The organism is Variovorax sp. YR216 (assembly GCF_900107745.1).
GTDB lineage: Bacteria > Pseudomonadota > Gammaproteobacteria > Burkholderiales > Burkholderiaceae_C > Variovorax.
On sequence record NZ_FNRO01000020.1, the window covers coordinates 104,436 to 121,392 of the forward strand.

The window sequence follows — 16,957 nt, forward strand, 5'->3', positions numbered from 1 at the left end:
GATTTGCGCGCCGATAGAAAGTCAGGTGCTGAAATACCCGTTCTCAGAACTCGTTCCGCTCTCGCCTGAACCTCAAGCGACCACCACCTCTTTGGCTTCCTTCTCTGCTGACCCTTCCATCGTCTCGTGCTGACGGCCCTCTGCCTCGGTCACCAGCATGGTGCCGCGACAACTGTCCGAGCCGCAGTGGCAGGGGTAGTCGGATGCCCGCGCGTCGTCGTCGGCCGTGAGGTTGTAGTCGATGAAGAGCTCCTCGCCAGGCTCTATCGGGACGAGGGTCACGAACTTCACGATGAGCTCGCCCGCCTCGTCATACTCCTCGATCGCCTCGCAGTTCGGATCGCACGCGTGATTGAAATGGCGCGTGGCATTGCCGCCCTTGGCGCCATCGATCATCTCGTCGTTCGTGAGCGAAAAGAGATAGGTGAGCTGGTTGTCCCAATCCAGGGCAGCCACCTCGGCGGGGCTGTAGCGCCGCCCCTCATAAAGTCCGAGTACGGCACCGGTAGGGAGCGAGCAGGTCGCAAAGGCACCAAGCCCATGGACGCCGCTCGCCCCGACGCGCACGAAAGGCGTTGAGGAACGCTTGAGGGTCTTGAGGGAACGCCTGGACATAGAACCTTTCCCGGGGGGCCGACGATTCTATGTTGCGGTGCGCAAACCTGAAGCGGCCTCACGCTCAAATACGCCTTTTTCTTGCTCGCCGTTGGTCGTTCGTCCGACGTGCCGAACGATGAAAGGGCGACTGCGCGCGCCGGCTGACGGTGCGTCCGCGCAGGTCGAGCTTCTTCAACAACTTCGCAGCAAGATGCGAAAAATTCTTGCCGGGTAAAATTCCGCCCCTATGTCCGACACCCAGTTCTCCCAGGACGGCCTGCGATACGTGAAAAAGTCGCCGGGATCCATCATCACCACACCCCGCGCCGAATCGATGATGTCGTGCTTCAAGTGCGGCAAGTTCGCACCGCGATCGAACATGACCTCGAAACGGTTCCTCGGCAAGAACCATCTCGTCTGTGCGCCGAGGTGTTCGTGAGCGAGACTCTCGACCTTTTCGCCAGCGACCGGTCTCCAGCAGTGCTTCGAACGCCGTCATGGCTCGGGCGGGATTTCCATGAGGAAATCGAGCTCGACTTCGAGCCTGGCGACTACAAGATCACCCCTGGTGATCGCTGGACGGTCATCGCCCTGAATACAGGGCAGACGGTCTACTCGGGCATTGGTCCCGTGGAGATCGTCCGCGTCAAGGCGTAGAGCCGCCGCGCAGGTCAAGTCGTACCTCGCCACAGATTCACCTTGATGCAAGTCGTGGCACCGGAACGCGCCATGGCGACGTAGAGTCGGCACCGAGTCTTCCGGTGCGCCTCTCACGTAGGCAATCGCAGCCTCTCAAAGGCAAACGCAGCACGAACGGGAAACCCAGCCCGGCGGCAGGTTCGCCGCCGGGCTCTTCGGCTGGTGCATGTTCGGCGCCCACGACCGCAGACCTGATCAGCTCAGTCATCAAACCTGGCCCCGCGCAAAAAGCCGCACGAGCCATCGCGATTCGAACATGGCGTTGGCGGCCGCAGGCCGTGTGGGATGGAATATCGCCACCGTGAAACGCGAGACGCCCATGATCTGCGCGTCGCAATGAGATCGTCTTTGCCTCGCCGAAGCATGAGCGGGCGCGGGCCTTTCTGGGGGATGTTCTGCGACACTGACGGACGCAGTTGCTAGCCACTTTGTGAATCGCCACAAGAGAGCTGGATAGCTCGACGGCCGATGACCTGTCGTGCCGTACTGCCATCTTTTCCTTGGCAGCTTCCACTTCTCATCCGCAACGCCACCAGGCCAATCTTAGAGAAAGCCGTTCGCCGGCGACGCAGCCCAATGCTGATGCCACCCCAAGGTCGTTGACGCTATCGGAAGGCGATTTTTGCCGCCTTCCAGCGAAAGCCGTCTTCTAAGTAGGCAGAAGCGCTCGACTGCAAGCTCGCTGCGGATTCAGGCGGTCGATGCAATGGAACGGTTTCCACCGCCGACCCTAGCGAACGAACTCACGACTTCCTGGTTAGGCCACCGACGGCATCAGGGATGCCAAGTCGACCGTGCGACTATCAGGCGTCGCGTTGCGACGTCATCGTCGTAACTCAATGCAGCCGAAAGCGACTCGGCCGCGCGTTTCAATCGTCCTGCGAACCGGGTCAGCTTTGTCTCTGCGTCCGCGCCTGCCGGCGCACCGATGCATAAGGCCCCAACGACGCGCCAGCGGCTGCCGAAGACGGGCACCGCAATGCTGGCCGATGTTCGCTTTGCCTCGCCCACGGTCACGTGGTAGCCACGGGCCCTGATCTGGTCGTACAACTCGCCCCGCTGCCCGAGCGCCGCCAGCATGACCTTGCCAGCAGCGCCCTGATCGAGCGGCATCGATTCCCCCACGCGCGCGGGGCTGTGCTGGGCTTCCGGACACATGACCTTGACCAGACGCACCCGCCGATTGCCGTCCTGAACGAAGAAGGATGCGTCCTGCCCTGTTGCATCGGACAGTTTGCGCAGGGCGGGCTCGACATTCGCGCGGATGTCAAAGGACACCTGGTACCGCGCCCCGAGCGACGCCGTGGCGGGCCCAAGGCGCCACTCGGCGTTGTCGTTCTGGGCCACGTAGCCACTCGCCGCCAAGGTTTTCAACAGGCGCAGCGCGGTCGCCTTGGGCAGGCTCGTGCGGCGGCCGATTTCGCTCAAGCCGAGGTGCGGTTCTTCGATGGTGAAGACATCGAGGATCGCCAGCGCGCGCACCGTCGCCTGCACTGTCGACTCAGGGTTAACACTCATTTGTTGAATGCCGTCGGTTCATCTGGTGAACCGAAATTGTAGTGAGTTGGATGCCGGCCTAACCTACAGGCTTGCAGCAAGCATCCAACGGAGAGACAACATGAATCGGCGCCTCGCAAGCTTCGCAGCCCTCGCCACCTTGGTCTTGGGTTCGCTCGGAATCCATCCATCCATCGCATCGGCGGCAGACACCTACCCCGACAAGCCAGTGAAGATGATCGTGCCCTACGCCGCTGGCGGTGGGGTCGACAACATTGCCCGCGTCGTTGCCACGCATCTGAGCGCCCGCCTCAAACAGCCGGTCATCATCGACAACCGGCCCGGCGCCAACGCCAACATCGGCGCCGACGCCGTCGCCAAGGCCTCGCCCGACGGCTACACGCTCCTGATGGGGGCGACCTTCCTCGCCTTCAACCGTGCGACGATGAAGTCGACGCCCTACGATGCCTCGCGCGATCTCGTTCCGGTCGCCCGCACAGGCAAAGCGCCTTTCGTGCTCGTCGTGCCCGCGAGCTCGCCGTTCAAGACGGTGGCCGAACTGGTCGCCTACATGAAGGCGAATCCGGACAAGGCGTCCTACGGCGCCGTGGGCGCCGGATCGCCGACCAACCTGATCTTCCCCAAGAACACCGGCACCACCCCTGTCCAGGTTCTCTACAAGGGTGGCGCAGCAGCAATGCCCGACCTGATCGCCGGGCGTCTGACCTACATGATCCAGACGACCAGCGAGGTGCTTCCGCACATCACGACCGGCAAGCTGCGTGCTCTGGCCGTTTCCGGCAGCACCCGCTTTGGGCACCTGCCAACGGTTCCCACGATGAAGGAAGCCGGCGTCGCGGATCTCGAAGGGACTGGATGGTGGGGTCTCTTTGCCCCGGCCAAGACGCCGGCGGCCGTGGTGCAGCGTCTTTCCGACGAGATCCAGGTGGTGATGAAGCAGCCCGACGTGATTGCCGCACTGGACAAGCTCGGCATCGAGTCCGCGCCCATGCCTTCGCAGACCTTCATGCCGTTTTTCCAGGAAGAGCTGAAGAGCTATGTCGACGTCGCGCGTCAGTTCAACCTGACCGTCGAATAGCGGCCGGACCCCGATCAAGGAACAAGGAATCACCATGCAACCAGGTTTTCAAGTGCTCAAGCGCCGCCATGCCGTCGGCAAGGAATGGGTCGACAAGTTCGCGTCGATCCCGGTCGCGAACATCAGCGATTCGATGTCGCGCCTGAACTCCGGCAGCGCTAGGCTGCGCCCCATGCATGCGGGTGGCGTGCTCTGTGGGCCAGCCGTCACGGTCAAGAGTGCGCCCGGCGACAACCTGATGACGCACATGGCACTGAACCTTGCGGTCGAGGGCGACGTGCTGGTGGTGGACGCCGGGGGAGATCTCACCAACGCGATCATCGGCGAGCGCATGCTGGCCTACTGCATTGCGAAGAAGTTCTCGGGGATCGTCATCCATGGCGCGGTCCGTGATTCGGGCTGGATCCGTCAGCAGCGCTTTCCGGTGTATGCCTGCGGCGTGACCCACCAGGGGCCCTACAAGAATGGACCCGGCGAGGTCAACACGACGATTTCGATCGGCGGGATGGTGGTCTGCCCAGGCGACCTCATCGTGGGTGACGAAGACGGGCTTGTCTGCATTCCGCAGACCTCGGTCGAGGTCGTGCATGCGAAAGCAGCGGCCAAATTCAAGCACGAGAGCGAGACCTTCTCGGCTATCGGCCAGGGCGACAACGACGCCGCGGGGTACCGCGCCAAGCTCGCCAAGCTCGGCTGCTACTTCGAAGCCTGAGCCATCCAGACAACCATCAATCCACGAGGACAAGACGCCATGATCATTGATTGCCACGGGCACTACACCACCGCGCCCGCCGCGCTCAAGGACTACCGGAAACGGCAGACTGCCGCCTTCGAAGCGGGCCGGCCGCTGGCGCCCGATTTCAGAATCGGCGACGACGAGATTCGCGAGTCACTCGAGCAGAACCAGTTGCGCATTCAGCGCGAACGCGGTGTCGACATGACCATCTTCTCGCCCATCGCGGGCGCCATGGCGCACCACGTCGGCAACGCCACGACGAGCCAGCACTGGACGCAGGCATGCAACGACCTGATCTACCGTGCGGTAGAGATGTTCCCCGATGAGCTCGTGGGAGTTTGCCAGCTGCCGCAGTCGCCCGGCGTGAGTCCGGCGAACTGCGTCGACGAGCTGACCCGCTGCGTGGAGGAGCTCGGCTTTGTGGGCTGCAACGTCAACCCCGACCCGACGGACGGGTTCTGGACCGACCCGCCGATGACGCAGCGCTACTGGTATCCCCTGTTCGAGAAGATGGTGGAGCTCGACGTGCCGGCCATGGTGCATGTCAGTTGCTCCTGCAACCCGAACTTCCACCACACCGGCGCGCACTACCTCAACGGCGACACCACGGCGTTCATGCAGTTCCTGCTGTCGGACATCTTCAAGGACTTTCCGACGCTGCGCTTCGTGCTGCCGCACGGCGGCGGCGCAGTGCCCTATCACTGGGGCCGCTACCGCGGCCTGGCCGACCAGCTCAAGCGACCGCCGCTCGAGGAGATGATGCGCAACGTCTTCTTCGACACCTGCGTGTATCACCGCCCGGGCGTGGAGTTGCTGCTGGAGGTCGTCCCACCGGACAACGTGCTGTTTGCGTCGGAGATCGTCGGCGCAGTCAAAGGCATCGACCCGCGCACGGGCTACCACTACGACGACACCAAGCGCTACATCGACGCGGTGGAATGGCTCACGCCCGAGCACCGGGCCAAGGTGCTGGGCGACAACGCGCTGCGCGTCTACCCGCGCCTGGCCCAGCGCCTGTTGGAACGGCAAGCCATCGCCACCGTTTGAAGAGGGATCCATGAAGAAAGCTCTCGCGCTGGCATGCCTTGTCGCCTCGCACTTCCTCCTCGCGGGTTGTGCGACCTCAAAAGGTACCGCCCTGAGTCGGATCAACCCGACCGACCCCCAGCCGACCTGCACGATGTGCCCGGGCACCTACATCCCGCTTTCCGAAATGGAGCTGTACGAGCAGAAGGCCCTCAAGGAGCGGCTGGTTGATCAGCAGGTGCGCGCTGTCGACATCGGCAAGGCCAACGTGGGGATCGGGCGCGTCCATCGCGGCAAGCTGGACAAGCCGTCGCCCAACTCCGTGGCGGAGCACGATCATGTCAGCGAGGTCTACCACGTCATCTCGGGCTCGGCGACACTGGTCCTTGGTCCGGACATCCTCAACCGGGAAAGGCGGCCCGCCACGATGCCGACAGTGGTGCTTCAGAACGGTCCGGGCAACAATGGGTCGGAAGTGCGCGGTGGCGTGGTGTACAACATCAAGGCGGGCGATGTGGTCGTGATTCCGGCCGGCACGGGCCATTGGTTCACAAAGATCGATGACCATATCGACTATCTCATGGTGAGGATCGATCCCGACAAGGTGACGCCTACCAAGAGCGAAGCGCAATCGAAGGAATACTTGTCGAAGCCGGCGCGGCGCGGTGAATAGCTGGCGCGCGATTTTCGCGAAAGACAACTCCGCCAAGTACTGAGCGACTGCTTGCCTGAGGAGCCAGAGCCCGCATTTTCCGTGTATCAGAGTCGCCGCAATCTCAGTTCTCGTCGACGATATTCCGAGGGGCTGCACCCATAGCGCATGCCGAAGGACTTCGTGAAGTTGGGAATGTCCTGGAAGCCCCAGCGGCTGGCGATTGCCGAGACCGAGCGCCGGTCTTGCGGATTGCCCAGATCCGACGCGCAGTGCTCGAAGCGCTGCAGGCGAATCCAGGCCGCCAGGCTGGATGGCTCCTGTGCAAAGGCCTTGTGCAGATAGCGGGGCGACACGTTGAAGCGTCTCGCAAGCGCTTCGGCGCCGAGATCGTGCGAACCGAGGGCGCCCAAGATGTAGGCTTTGACGACACGCACCAGGGCCTGCCGGTTGGCCTGCGACGGTTCGGCGCCGAAATCCCCGCTGGCACCTGGTCCGCGCGCCGCCTCCGAGATCAACTCGCACAATTGAACGGACATGCGCTCGGCCGCTTGCGTGGTGAAGCTTTCTGCGCCGGCATCAGCGAGCGAGCGCATGAACGAAGCGGCGACGAATCCTGTGCCGTTGAGCCCTCCCAGAGTTCGCGCCATGAGGCCGTTCGGATCGCTGACTAGAGGCAGCAACAGGCGGCGTGGAACCCGAAAAGACAGGAGCTCGAAGCGCCCCTCGAAATGCAGCGTGTACGGTCTTGCAATATCGACAACCGTGAACGAGCCGGGCATGACCTTGGCCTCCCGATGTCCTTGGCGCACGAAACCATGGCCGGCCAGTTGCAGGTTGACGAACAGGCGGTCCTGCGGATCGTGCCTAATCTGCGCGAACCCCCGCACCACGGTCTGCGCGGCCGAGCGGATGCGAGCGACGTTGACAGCCCCCATCTCGCTCAGGTCCGCCCGGCTGCTGAAGTTGACGCCCGGCTCCAGGGGCCGCGGGTCGAGGGCGGCAAATGCCTCGCACACGACTTCCCGCCAGTAATCGAACTGCTCTGGGCCAGGAACTGCTTCTGTGGACCAAGACTTCATGACCAACGAGTTGTATGTCAGCGGGCGCGTTTCAACAAGACGCCGTGCACGAAAACACAAGACCCGCGGAACAGACTCCGGCCATCAGCAATCACCGGAGCAAGCCATGGCGATCGATTTCACATTCAGTCCGAATCAACGCGAGCTGCAACGCCACGCGCGCAGCGTGGCTCGTGAGGTGCTCTCGCAGGTTCCGGGCGCGATCCGGCACCTCGCGACACCCAGCGAGCGTTTTCTCGCGACGCGTCCGATGTACGAGCAGGTCATCCGGGAGGGATTTCTGCGGCGCCTGATCCCGTTGCCCTTCGGCGGGGAGGGAACCGGGCTGCTGGACATGGCCATCGTGGCCGAGGAATTCCACGCGGTGGACTGCAATGTGTCGTTGACGCTATTCGCCAATATCCTGGGGCTTGCGCCGATCTTCATCGCCGGAAGCCCGGAGCAGCAGCGGCGGTTCATCGCCCCCTTCCTGAGTGGGGAAGGGGCGCCGCTGGCGGCACTGGCGAATAGCGAACCCGGCGGGAGCGCCAATTTCGCCTCGCCGGAGCCCGGCGCCGGCGTCAGGAGCACCGCCAAGCGGGTCGACGGCGGATGGTGTATCAACGCCGAGAAGCAATGGGTTTCCAGCGCCACCGGGTGGGACGGCACGGGCGCCGACCTCCTGTGCGTGGTCTGCAGGACGGATCCCCAGGCGCCGCCGGACCGATCCATCTCTGTCATTGCCGTGCCCCGGGGAGTGCAAGGTCTGAGCACCGTGCGCGACCTCGAATCCATGGGCCACCGCGGCCACCTCGTGCCGAGATTCCGACTGAGCGATGTCACGGTAGACGAGGACAATCTGGTAGGCCGGCTGGGCGCAGGCAAGGAGATCATCGAAGGCAGCTTCGCCGGCACCGCTGCGCTGGTCGGCATCATGGGCGTGGGGCTGATGCGTGCCGCCTTCGATTTCGCTCTTCGGTTCGCCAAGACCGAACATCGCGGCGGACCCGTCCCGATCATCGAGCACCAGGCGGTGGGCTATGCCTTGGCGGACGCGAAGACAACGATCGAGGCGGCCAGGTATCTGGGCTGGAAGGCCTGCCAAGCGATGGACCAGCAACTGCCGGGGGCGCTCGAGCTTGCGCTGCAGTCCAAGATCTTCGGCTCCGAATCGGCGGTCCGCGTGATCACCGACTTGATGCGGGTGGTCGGCATCGACAGCTACGACCAGGCACTGCCCCTGGCCGGCTGGTTGCAGGACGCAATCGCACTTCCGCTTTTCGACGGCGGGAACATGGGCGTTCGCCGGCGCCAGCTGCATCAGATCTTGCGCGAGCCGGCCTACGACCCATTGCATGCGCCCGCGAGCGCTTGAGCGATCGGTTCAACGCTCTAGCAAGAAGGAAACGGTGCGCCTCGTATTTCTCACCTTTCTCGACATTCCGAGAATCCGCGCACCCTTGGCCTTGGAATACTCGACAGCAGAACTGGCGTCCGGCAGACGGCAGTTCCCTCTTGCTTGAGGCTACAGGCGCTCCGCAGCGAAAGCGGTCTTCCGGTCAGGCAGATGCGAATGACTGCAGCTGTGGCCACGTCAGCCGGTCGTGACGCCTTACACACTGTAGCGGCGAGGTACTCAGGCAGCCACGCCCTTTGGTCGTTCGTCTGACTGCAGGGCTTGGCTCCTATCGGTACCTATTTTTCCGAGAGCGGCCCGATAGATGCGCCAAACCCGATAGCTCCCAAAATGTGATGTCGAGCCTCGCACGTTCCCGGCGGTTCACCTTCGGTGTTGCAAGCGCCCGCAGCGACCCCTTCTTACCGGCTATTCGCTCGCGCGCGTCCACACCAGAATTCTCCAGCGCTAGCCGCCGGTGCACGCAACCGGCATGGCGCGCCCCACGGCCCACGACGTGCGGCCTTGCTCGGTGAGCAGCGTTTGGCGTCCGTTGGAAAACGTGGTCCCTGAGTTTCCGATCGCGGGAAGATCGATGGCGGCAGCTCCGTCAACGGAGACCGAGGCGCTCTCTCCCATCAAGCGCACAGCCAGGCGTGTGCCATCGCAGACGTAGCTGCTGACTGGATAGGGATTGCCGACACCGATCGACGCACTTGGCGTCGGATGGTGGCAGGCCGCCAGCGTCCAGATGACAAACGCGCCAACGATTCCGCGAAGAACGCGTTGCACCTTGCCTCCCACAACGTCCGCCATGTCGTTCGGCAGTGTGATGCTCATTGGCTGCGTGATTCGCACGAAGGGCTCCTTGATTTCGCAGGATGCACCCTACTCTCTCGGGCTATGGTCGTCCAGCCAGGCCAATCGGCGCGGCATCTGAGAGCTGTCGACATGCGCACCACCTTGAACTCGGCCAAAGGCAAGATCAACGGCCTGCAGACGAGCTCATCGAACGACATTTGACCCGCTGATCACCCCGGACTGATTTCCCACTGGCATTCGGGAACTATGACAAGAATTGCCGGAAACTCGCAATCCGGCGACAAGCGATGCCGGAAATATCGGCTCGTCCAGCGCTACTCCAGAGGCGACAACCAATGCCGGAATCAGCGAGATTCTTTGGCCAAATTCACAAATGCTCTCGCGGCGGACACGAACCACGCGGCGCCCACTGCCGCGATGCCGAATACAAGCGGCACCAGCAGGCGCAGGAATGACCGAGGGCCACGTGCGAGGGTGGCTGCGTACACCTTGCGCTGCTCCTCGACGAGACAGGCGCCCGGGCATCTTGTTCGAGGGCGAGGCCATGGTCGATCGCAACGCGAACTCGCCGCATTTTGAAGCAAGACATCAAAGCCCGCCGACGATTAACCCGTTACCTCCTGGCCGCCGCGTATAACCGCCGTCGATCGCCTGATCTGCGAGGCCATCAGGCGCTGCATGCGCGTGGGCGGCTCACGGTACACGAGCAGGTCGATGATCCAGCCGGCCGCCACCAGGACGGCCAGTGCGCCAAGGGTGAAGATTGTTGATTCCATGGGCCACTCCGGTGCCGAGATGGCCAATACTTTGCGGGCCGCGACGTCGCTTGTGAATCCCATAAAGGGGGGGCGTGGTTTCTGAGCGATTTGTGACGCAGTTCCTTCTTCTCCAGCCATCTGCTGCTAGGTAAACTCAACCGGACACTCGCCGTACCGCTGTTCACTTCGCGGCGTTGATTGCTTCCACCATTGCCGCGGCCGCCGCCCCGAACGTGACCTCGCGGCCGCGAACCCGATAGACGACGGGAGGAGTGCTGCCCATCGGCTGGGGTTCGATGACCACGCTCAGGCGATAGCCAGGGTGGACCTGAGAGCGGCCGCTCCGGCGAGCTTCGGCGCGCGCGGCGCGAAGAATAGCTGCGACGGTTGCTTCGTTCATGTCGCTGCGAGCAGGTGGGACCTGGATGCTCGCGTCTACCCCGGGCGCGTGGCCGCGGGCTGCGTCGTACATGCCAGGCGCAAGTTCGACGAGGTGGCCAAGGCTGACACAAGCCCGGTCGCCGAGGGGGGTCGCAGCCTTCGTTGTTGTGCGCGAGCGAGCGGGTCTTGGCGGCGGCCTTCGAAGCGGCCTTTCGAGCCTTTGTGGCCTCCGGGGCGGCCACTGCCTTCTTTGCCGGCACGGCCTTCTTTGAAGGAGCGCTCTTCTTCACTGCACCCTTCTTCGCGACTGGCTTTTCAGCCTTAGCATTCGAAGCTGAAGCTTCCGTCGCGGCCGCAACCTTCTTGGCGCGAAGGGACGTCTTCACCGGTGCTGCAACTGCGCGGGTCTTACGGCTAGCCTTTTTCGCCACGGCAGCGACAGGTGCCTCCTCCTTGTCGCCTGAAGGTGTCGAAATGACGCCAGACTGGTCGATAAGGAACTTGTCACGGTTGCGAGAGGAGGCAGTCCAACCAGGAGCCTTGCCGAAGTCGATCATTCGGGAATGCCCGCCGCGCGAAGCGCACGCACGCACCGCGCCTTGAAATCCTGGTCCTTCCAAGGGGCCGATCGTTGGAACCAGGACACTGTGAAGTCCGGGGTGGCTTGGCGTAGTCGCTGGCCGACCGCGCGCGCTTCGTCGAGCCGCCCGAGCTCGACGAGACTGTAGAGCATCGGACGCAAGGCCTGTGCATAGTCGGGCCGGTCGCGACTGGCTCGCTGGGCGTTCTCCAACGCGTCTTCAAACTTGCCAGCAGCAAGATGCGCCAAGGCTAAGCCGGTGCGTAAATGTGCCATTTGCGGATCGAGCGGACTCAATCGCATCGCGCGCTCGAAGATTTCCGTTGCCGCGTGCGCATCGCCGCCAAGCAGACGAACCCATCCGGCAAGATTGAGCACACTCGCTAGATCCGGCGCCAGAGTCAGGGCTCGATCCACCGCGTCTCCGGCCTCTTCGTGCCGTGCATCAAGAAAACAGAGTGCCCATCCGGCGGCAACCAGTGTGATCGGATCATCGCGATGATCTGCGAGCGCCTCACGCGCCATGCGCACGCCTTCATCCGATTCAGCTGGCGCTGCGGCAAACGCAGACTTGCGCAACTGCATGGCCCAGGCGAGCAAGGCCTTTGCTGCCGAGTAGTCGGGATCTAGGGCGATGGCCCGGCGAAGATCGGCGAGCGCCTCGTCATTGCCCTGCCGTCCGGATGTCATCGCCACGTTCTGCCAGCCCCGCAACACAAGTTCGTAGGCTTGCAAACTGGATGTAGGACGCTTACGGGCGCGCTCGTATTCGGCTAGCCGCAGATTAGGTTCGATGGCCGCAACGACGCTGTGGGTGATTTCATCCTGCAATTCGAATATGTCGGCCATGCCGCGGTCGAAACGCTCGCCCCATACATGGCGGCCGGTTTCGGCCTCAACCAACTGAACGGCGATGCGCAATCGGCCTTGGGCTTTGCGCACAGTGCCTTGCAACAAGTAACGCACGCCCAGTTCCTTGCCCACCTGCTTTGCGTCGACCGCCCTGCCCCTATAGGTAAAGCTCGAACTGCGGGCAATCACGAAAAACCAGCGAACCCTCGACAGCGCCGTGATGATGTCATCGACGACACCGTCCACGAAGTAAGCTTGCTCAGGATCGCCACCGAGGTTGGTGAATGGCATCACAGCAAGCGATGGTCGACCACGATCGCGGTTCGCCGTCGCAACGCTCCTGTCATCAAGCTCTTGGCCGCGAAGCCGCACCCGCCAGGCATGCACCGGATCAACGATGTTCTTGACTGCCTGCTCGCCCTGGTCCTCGAAGGCCGCTGTCACCTTTCCCTTCACCGCACCGCGGACCGCGTCCGACACGATGATGCCGCCGGGTTCGGCCAGCCCTTGCAGCCGCGCTGCGATGTTGACCCCGTCGCCGTACACGGTTCCATCGGACTTCTCGATCACGTCACCCAAATGCACACCGATGCGAAAGCGCATGCGTCGATATTCGGGAGCTGCATCGGCCAAGCCGCCGATGTCCTCCTGTATGGTCAACGCAGCCGCGACCGCCCCAGTGACCGTCTCGAACATCGCGAGCACCGAATCACCCGCCATGTCGACCACACGGCCGTCATTGGAGTCGATCTGAGTGCGAAAGATCGCGCGCGCTGCATCCAGTGCAGCGACCGTTGACCGCTCGTCCTCCGCCATGAGGCGCGAGTACTCCACCGCGTCCGCAGCCAGGATCGCCGCCAATCGTTGTTTGAAGTCAGCGTTCGTCGTCATTGATTGCCCACCTCGAAAACCACGGTCGACACAGATCGTACGCGCCCGCACAACCCGCGTGCGGAGCAAGTGCTGCACGCGACCCATGCGCGCCCCGAGTTGCCACTCGAGGCGGCCCCCGCGCATTCCCCAAGCGGACGCTCAGCACCCCGCCCCGTTGACTACATCGCCGCGCCTTGGCCACCGGCGCGCGGCCGGCAGAGAGGTTTGGCTCGGCTTGACAGTGCGTCAATTTGGGTTTAATTTGAATTCAAATGGAACAGGCCCGCCCCTATACCATGCGTGCACGCGCCGCCTCCGCAGAGGCGACGCGGGAGCGGATCCTGGACTTCGTAGTGACCTCGCTCAAGACGAGATTCCGCTCCGAGATCCGGCTTGACGATGTGGCGGCCGGCGCTGATGTCAGCGTGCAGACGGTGCTCAATGTGTACGGCAGCCGGGCTGCACTGCTCGATCAGGCGCTTGCCCGTTGGCTCGCCGACCTGAGGGCGCAACGCCTGCGTGCCGAGCCGGGCGATACAGCGGGGGGCTTGGCCGCCCTGATGGTTCATTACGAACAGTTCGGCGACCTGATCATCCGCAATCTGGCGGAGCAGGCCGATCCGGAATTGATCCAAACCGGACGCACAGGGCATCGGCAGTGGGTGCAGCGCCAGTTCGGGCCCCATCTGGCCGAAATGATTCCGGCGCGGCGTCGATCGCTGGTGGACGCCCTGGTCTGCGGGTGCGACGTGTACACGTGGAAGCTCCTGCGACGCGACATGCGCCGCTCCAGGCCGGACGCCGAGGCCACCATGCGCGAGATCGTCGAAGCGCTCTTGCGCGCCACTTGAGAAGCATGAGATGGCCCGCGTCGCGATCCTCACGTGGAACGGGGCAGGCAACCAGCCTCCTGCCATCGGCATCGCGCAGGCACTGATCGAGCGCGGACACGACGCGGTGTTTGCCGGCTACTCAGGCCAACGAGACTATTTCCGCACCCGCGGTTTGCGGTTTGTGCCGCTGCGGCGCGCTGCGGCGGCGTGGCAGGATGGTCCGGGGGCGAGCATGTTCGCGGTCAAGCTGCGCGCGGCGTGGGCCGCCGCCGAACATCTGCTGGACGTGGCAGCGCTGCTGGCCGAGGAAAAGCCTGACGTGCTTCTTGTCGATTGCCTGATGTTTGGCGCACTGGCGGCCGCCGAGGCCGAGCGCGTGCCGACGATGGTGCTCGTGCACAGCGCACCGGGCGCGCTGCTGCCTCCGGGCGGGCCGTTCGAGGCGCAGTTGCTGGACGCCGTGAACCGCGTGCGCGCGCGGGCGCAGCGCGCGCCATTGGACAACCTTTGGGCCGGGTGGCTTCCCTTCGCCACCGTTTGCACCAGCATCCATGAACTCGATCCACTTGCTGCCCTGGTGCCGCAATCGTTCGACTTTGTCGGGCCGATCATCGAGCGTGCGGCGCCAGGCGAATGGCACTCGCCGTGGCCGTTTCAGGACGAGCGACCGCTTGTCCTGGTGAGCTTCTCGACCGGCCCTTATTGGGACCAGCGGTCGCGCATCGAACGAACCTTGTGCGCATTGGCCGAGCGGCCGTGCCGAGTGCTGGTCACGTCTGGCGACACGGATGTTCGCACGGTCGCACTGCCCTCGAATGCGAAGCTCGTGACGGAACTGCCCCACACGCGAGTCCTGCCCAGTGTTGCAGTGACGGTCACGCACGCCGGCCACGGCACGCTGGCGGCCTCGCTGCGCTATGGCGTGCCACTGGTCTGCCTTCCGAACCCCGCCGCTGATCAGCCCGCCCTCGCCGCCCAAGTGACGGCATTGGGTGCCGGCCGCAGGCTGGACGGCGAGACGGCCACACCGGCGCAGATTGCCGGTGCGGTCGGCGACGTGCTGGCCGATCGGACGTATACGGCAAAGGCGCGCGCGCTGGCCGCGCGGATCGCGGCAACGCGGGGGGCCGCTGCCGTTCTGGATCGGCTGGAGCAACTCGCATGTTGACCAGCGCCAGGATCGAGCTCCCGCTTGAGCGCAGCGACGTTCGGCAGCGTTGGCCGCGCTACGGTAGCAATCTAGGCAGAAGGTTGCTCAAGCGTCAAAATTCTCTGCCGCCGTGCCGAGGTCTGCACGGCTCAGCAAGGAGGTTGGCATGCCGTTCGACCGTGACTGTTGCTCTTTGGCGCCAAGCGCCATGCGGTACTCGGGCTCGACGAAATCCAGCAGTACGGGATCGACAGCTGATATGGCTTGAACCTGTCAAGAGCGCGAGGCGACTCCTCCGGGTGCCGGATTGCAGAATCGTTTGCGAACGCCGGATTGGGAACGCGACGGAGCCGAGTGCGTTAAGCGACGGTTGATCATGCTGATATGCGTGGATTGGCTACCGACAGTTCATGTGTTCGTCGCGGGGCTGCCTGCTTTCTAGGGTCTGCGGTTGGCCACTTGCATGGCCGCGCAATAGCTGTCCCGAGGATTCCCCTGTGGCCGTGGCTGCGCCGCGTTCCCGATCCGGCCTCGATAAGGTTGTTCGATAGGCCCCTCCTTGATGATGGTTGCCATGTCATTGGCGGCTCACGTCGGCGCCGCTGGTGGCGGCGTCACCTGGCGCGCAATGGCCCACACGAACCCGGAGAGTTCGCGCGCAATGGCCACGACGACCTTGTTGTGCGGCGTATGCCGCGCCCGCAGCCGATTGAAGCGCGCGCACAGGCGCAATTGCGCCGTCCAGGCGATGTCGGTCACGGCCTTGGGCAGTTCAGATTGACGCTTGGCAATGTCTGCGCTGACGCGAGCCGGATAGCGATACAGGTGCGCCACCTCCACCAGCATGCGTCGTGCGGCCGAGTTGCCTGCCTTCGTGATGGCCCCCTGTCGGCGGCGCTGGCCGCTGGAGTCCTCGCTGGGCACCAGGCCCAGGTAGGCCATCAACCGGCGTGGATTGTCGAAGCGATGGAAGTCCTGGATCTCGGCCACCAGCGTGACCGCCGCAATGAGTTGCACACCGCGCAGTGCTTGAAGCGCGGCCACCACCGGTGCCAATGACCAACCCTGCAGGGCATCGCGCAGCGATTGCTCCAGCCTTGCGATGCGCGCCCCCGACTCGCTCACCGCATGCAGGTACTCCTGGAAGGCGATCTGCTGCGCGGCGTGGGGTAGCGCCAAGCCGGCCAGCCAGCGCAAGTGCGCCGCCGTCCAGGCGCTCTTGCCCGCGTACACCACGCCGCTGCGCAACAGCAGCGCCTTGAGCCGGTGGCGCGCATTGCGCTGCTCGCGCACGGCATCTTCGCGAGCTCGCACCAGATCGCGCAGCGCTTCGTCCACTGCGTCTGGCACGCGCACAGCGCTGAGCTCGCCCGCACGCGCCAGGCGCGCAAGCATCAACGCATCGCGGCGATCGGTCTTCACCCGGTCGCCCGAGCGCTTGGGGATGGACGAGGGCGCCACTACCTCGCAGTGGTAGCCCAGCGCTGCAAGGTGGCGCTGCAGCACGAAGCCGCAGGGGCCTGCTTCGTAGACGACGCGCAGACAATGACCCCGGCTGACCAGCCTGCGCAGGGTCTTGCTAACGGCAACGACGCCGCCGGCGACCGCGCCCAGATGGCGCACTTCGCCGTCACGGCCGGCCTCGGCCAAGGCGATGTCGATACTGTCCTTGTGGACGTCCAGGCCAACGTAAACGGTGGCCGCAGTGGTGGTAGATTGACTCATGGCCCGTCTCCTTGCACGTTGCGCGCTGTCCGTCTCTCGGGGTACAGCGTTGTGGCTCGGCACACCTCATGGTGCGCAACCCACGATAGTCCCGGAGACGGGCCTCCTCAACGGCTCAAGCCATTCTGTCTTACATGGACACCCGCCGTTGTGCAAGTGGATGTAGCGATGAAGGCAATCGGGTACTGGCTGCAGTCTTACATTCGGCCTTGGATGCAGG

At 63.9% G+C, this 16,957-nt stretch carries 16 protein-coding genes; 8 read left to right on the plus strand and 8 right to left on the minus strand.

Annotated features, from left to right (window positions below):
• Nucleotides 1-72: 72 nt before the first annotated feature.
• The gene (locus BLW05_RS30745; RefSeq protein ID WP_093167826.1) at nucleotides 73-615 is read right to left on the minus strand and encodes an SET domain-containing protein; all 543 of its coding nucleotides are present in this window, start codon (nucleotides 613-615) and stop codon (nucleotides 73-75) included.
• 417 nt (nucleotides 616-1,032) lie between these two features.
• On the opposite strand from BLW05_RS30745, the gene BLW05_RS30755 reads away from it, so the two are divergent.
• Nucleotides 1,033-1,254, plus strand: a complete 222-nt coding sequence (locus BLW05_RS30755; RefSeq protein ID WP_093167864.1) for a hypothetical protein — start codon at nucleotides 1,033-1,035, stop codon at nucleotides 1,252-1,254.
• 816 nt (nucleotides 1,255-2,070) lie between these two features.
• Here BLW05_RS30755 and BLW05_RS30760 read toward each other — a convergent pair.
• Nucleotides 2,071-2,814 carry an IclR family transcriptional regulator gene (locus BLW05_RS30760; protein WP_093167830.1) on the minus strand — a complete coding sequence of 248 codons (744 nt, stop codon included), beginning with the start codon at nucleotides 2,812-2,814 and terminating at the stop codon, nucleotides 2,071-2,073.
• A 100-nt stretch (nucleotides 2,815-2,914) separates the two neighbouring features.
• Here BLW05_RS30760 and BLW05_RS30765 point away from each other — a divergent pair, with 100 nt between their 5' ends.
• From BLW05_RS30765 to BLW05_RS30780, 4 genes are read left to right on the plus strand one after another with little or no spacing between them, the layout of a single operon-like run.
• Nucleotides 2,915-3,892 (plus strand): Bug family tripartite tricarboxylate transporter substrate binding protein, encoded by a 978-nt coding sequence (locus BLW05_RS30765; protein WP_177142880.1) that lies wholly within the window; start codon nucleotides 2,915-2,917, stop codon nucleotides 3,890-3,892.
• A 34-nt stretch (nucleotides 3,893-3,926) separates the two neighbouring features.
• Nucleotides 3,927-4,604, plus strand: a complete 678-nt coding sequence (locus BLW05_RS30770; RefSeq protein WP_093167834.1) for an RraA family protein — start codon at nucleotides 3,927-3,929, stop codon at nucleotides 4,602-4,604.
• Between the two features lie 39 nt (nucleotides 4,605-4,643).
• Nucleotides 4,644-5,675, plus strand: coding sequence for an amidohydrolase family protein (locus BLW05_RS30775; protein ID WP_093167836.1), 1,032 nt, complete (start codon nucleotides 4,644-4,646; stop codon nucleotides 5,673-5,675).
• 10 nt (nucleotides 5,676-5,685) lie between these two features.
• A complete protein-coding gene (locus tag BLW05_RS30780; RefSeq protein WP_093167838.1) occupies nucleotides 5,686-6,327 on the plus strand; it encodes a hypothetical protein in 642 nt (213 codons plus the stop codon).
• 86 nt (nucleotides 6,328-6,413) lie between these two features.
• Here BLW05_RS30780 and BLW05_RS30785 read toward each other — a convergent pair whose 3' ends face one another.
• On the minus strand, nucleotides 6,414-7,388 hold the full coding sequence (locus tag BLW05_RS30785) for an AraC-like ligand-binding domain-containing protein (protein WP_093167840.1): 975 nt from the start codon (nucleotides 7,386-7,388) through the stop codon (nucleotides 6,414-6,416).
• 106 nt (nucleotides 7,389-7,494) lie between these two features.
• On the opposite strand from BLW05_RS30785, the gene BLW05_RS30790 reads away from it, so the two are divergent.
• Nucleotides 7,495-8,742 carry an acyl-CoA dehydrogenase family protein gene (locus BLW05_RS30790; protein WP_093167842.1) on the plus strand — a complete coding sequence of 416 codons (1,248 nt, stop codon included), beginning with the start codon at nucleotides 7,495-7,497 and terminating at the stop codon, nucleotides 8,740-8,742.
• A 489-nt stretch (nucleotides 8,743-9,231) separates the two neighbouring features.
• Here the strand turns inward: BLW05_RS30790 and BLW05_RS30795 are convergent, their stop codons facing one another.
• From BLW05_RS30795 to BLW05_RS30810, 4 genes are all read right to left on the minus strand, one after another.
• Nucleotides 9,232-9,603, minus strand: coding sequence for a hypothetical protein (locus BLW05_RS30795; protein ID WP_177142881.1), 372 nt, complete (start codon nucleotides 9,601-9,603; stop codon nucleotides 9,232-9,234).
• Nucleotides 9,604-10,190: 587 nt separating this feature from the next.
• Nucleotides 10,191-10,361, minus strand: a complete 171-nt coding sequence (locus BLW05_RS36175) for a hypothetical protein (RefSeq protein WP_177142882.1) — start codon at nucleotides 10,359-10,361, stop codon at nucleotides 10,191-10,193.
• A 163-nt stretch (nucleotides 10,362-10,524) separates the two neighbouring features.
• A complete protein-coding gene (locus BLW05_RS30805; protein ID WP_143044976.1) occupies nucleotides 10,525-10,743 on the minus strand; it encodes a hypothetical protein in 219 nt (72 codons plus the stop codon).
• A 534-nt stretch (nucleotides 10,744-11,277) separates the two neighbouring features.
• Nucleotides 11,278-13,047: an adenylate/guanylate cyclase domain-containing protein gene (locus BLW05_RS30810; RefSeq protein WP_177142883.1), complete on the minus strand. Its 1,770-nt coding sequence runs from the start codon at nucleotides 13,045-13,047 to the stop codon at nucleotides 11,278-11,280.
• Nucleotides 13,048-13,301: 254 nt separating this feature from the next.
• On the opposite strand from BLW05_RS30810, the gene BLW05_RS30815 reads away from it, so the two are divergent.
• Together BLW05_RS30815 and BLW05_RS30820 are read left to right on the plus strand one after the other, a co-directional pair.
• Nucleotides 13,302-13,880, plus strand: a complete 579-nt coding sequence (locus BLW05_RS30815) for a TetR/AcrR family transcriptional regulator (protein WP_093167849.1) — start codon at nucleotides 13,302-13,304, stop codon at nucleotides 13,878-13,880.
• 10 nt (nucleotides 13,881-13,890) lie between these two features.
• Nucleotides 13,891-15,030 (plus strand): glycosyltransferase, encoded by a 1,140-nt coding sequence (locus BLW05_RS30820; RefSeq protein WP_093167851.1) that lies wholly within the window; start codon nucleotides 13,891-13,893, stop codon nucleotides 15,028-15,030.
• Nucleotides 15,031-15,600: 570 nt separating this feature from the next.
• Here the strand turns inward: BLW05_RS30820 and BLW05_RS30825 are convergent.
• The gene (locus BLW05_RS30825) at nucleotides 15,601-16,737 is read right to left on the minus strand and encodes an IS110 family RNA-guided transposase (protein WP_093167854.1); all 1,137 of its coding nucleotides are present in this window, start codon (nucleotides 16,735-16,737) and stop codon (nucleotides 15,601-15,603) included.
• Between the last annotated feature and the right edge of the window lie 220 nt (nucleotides 16,738-16,957).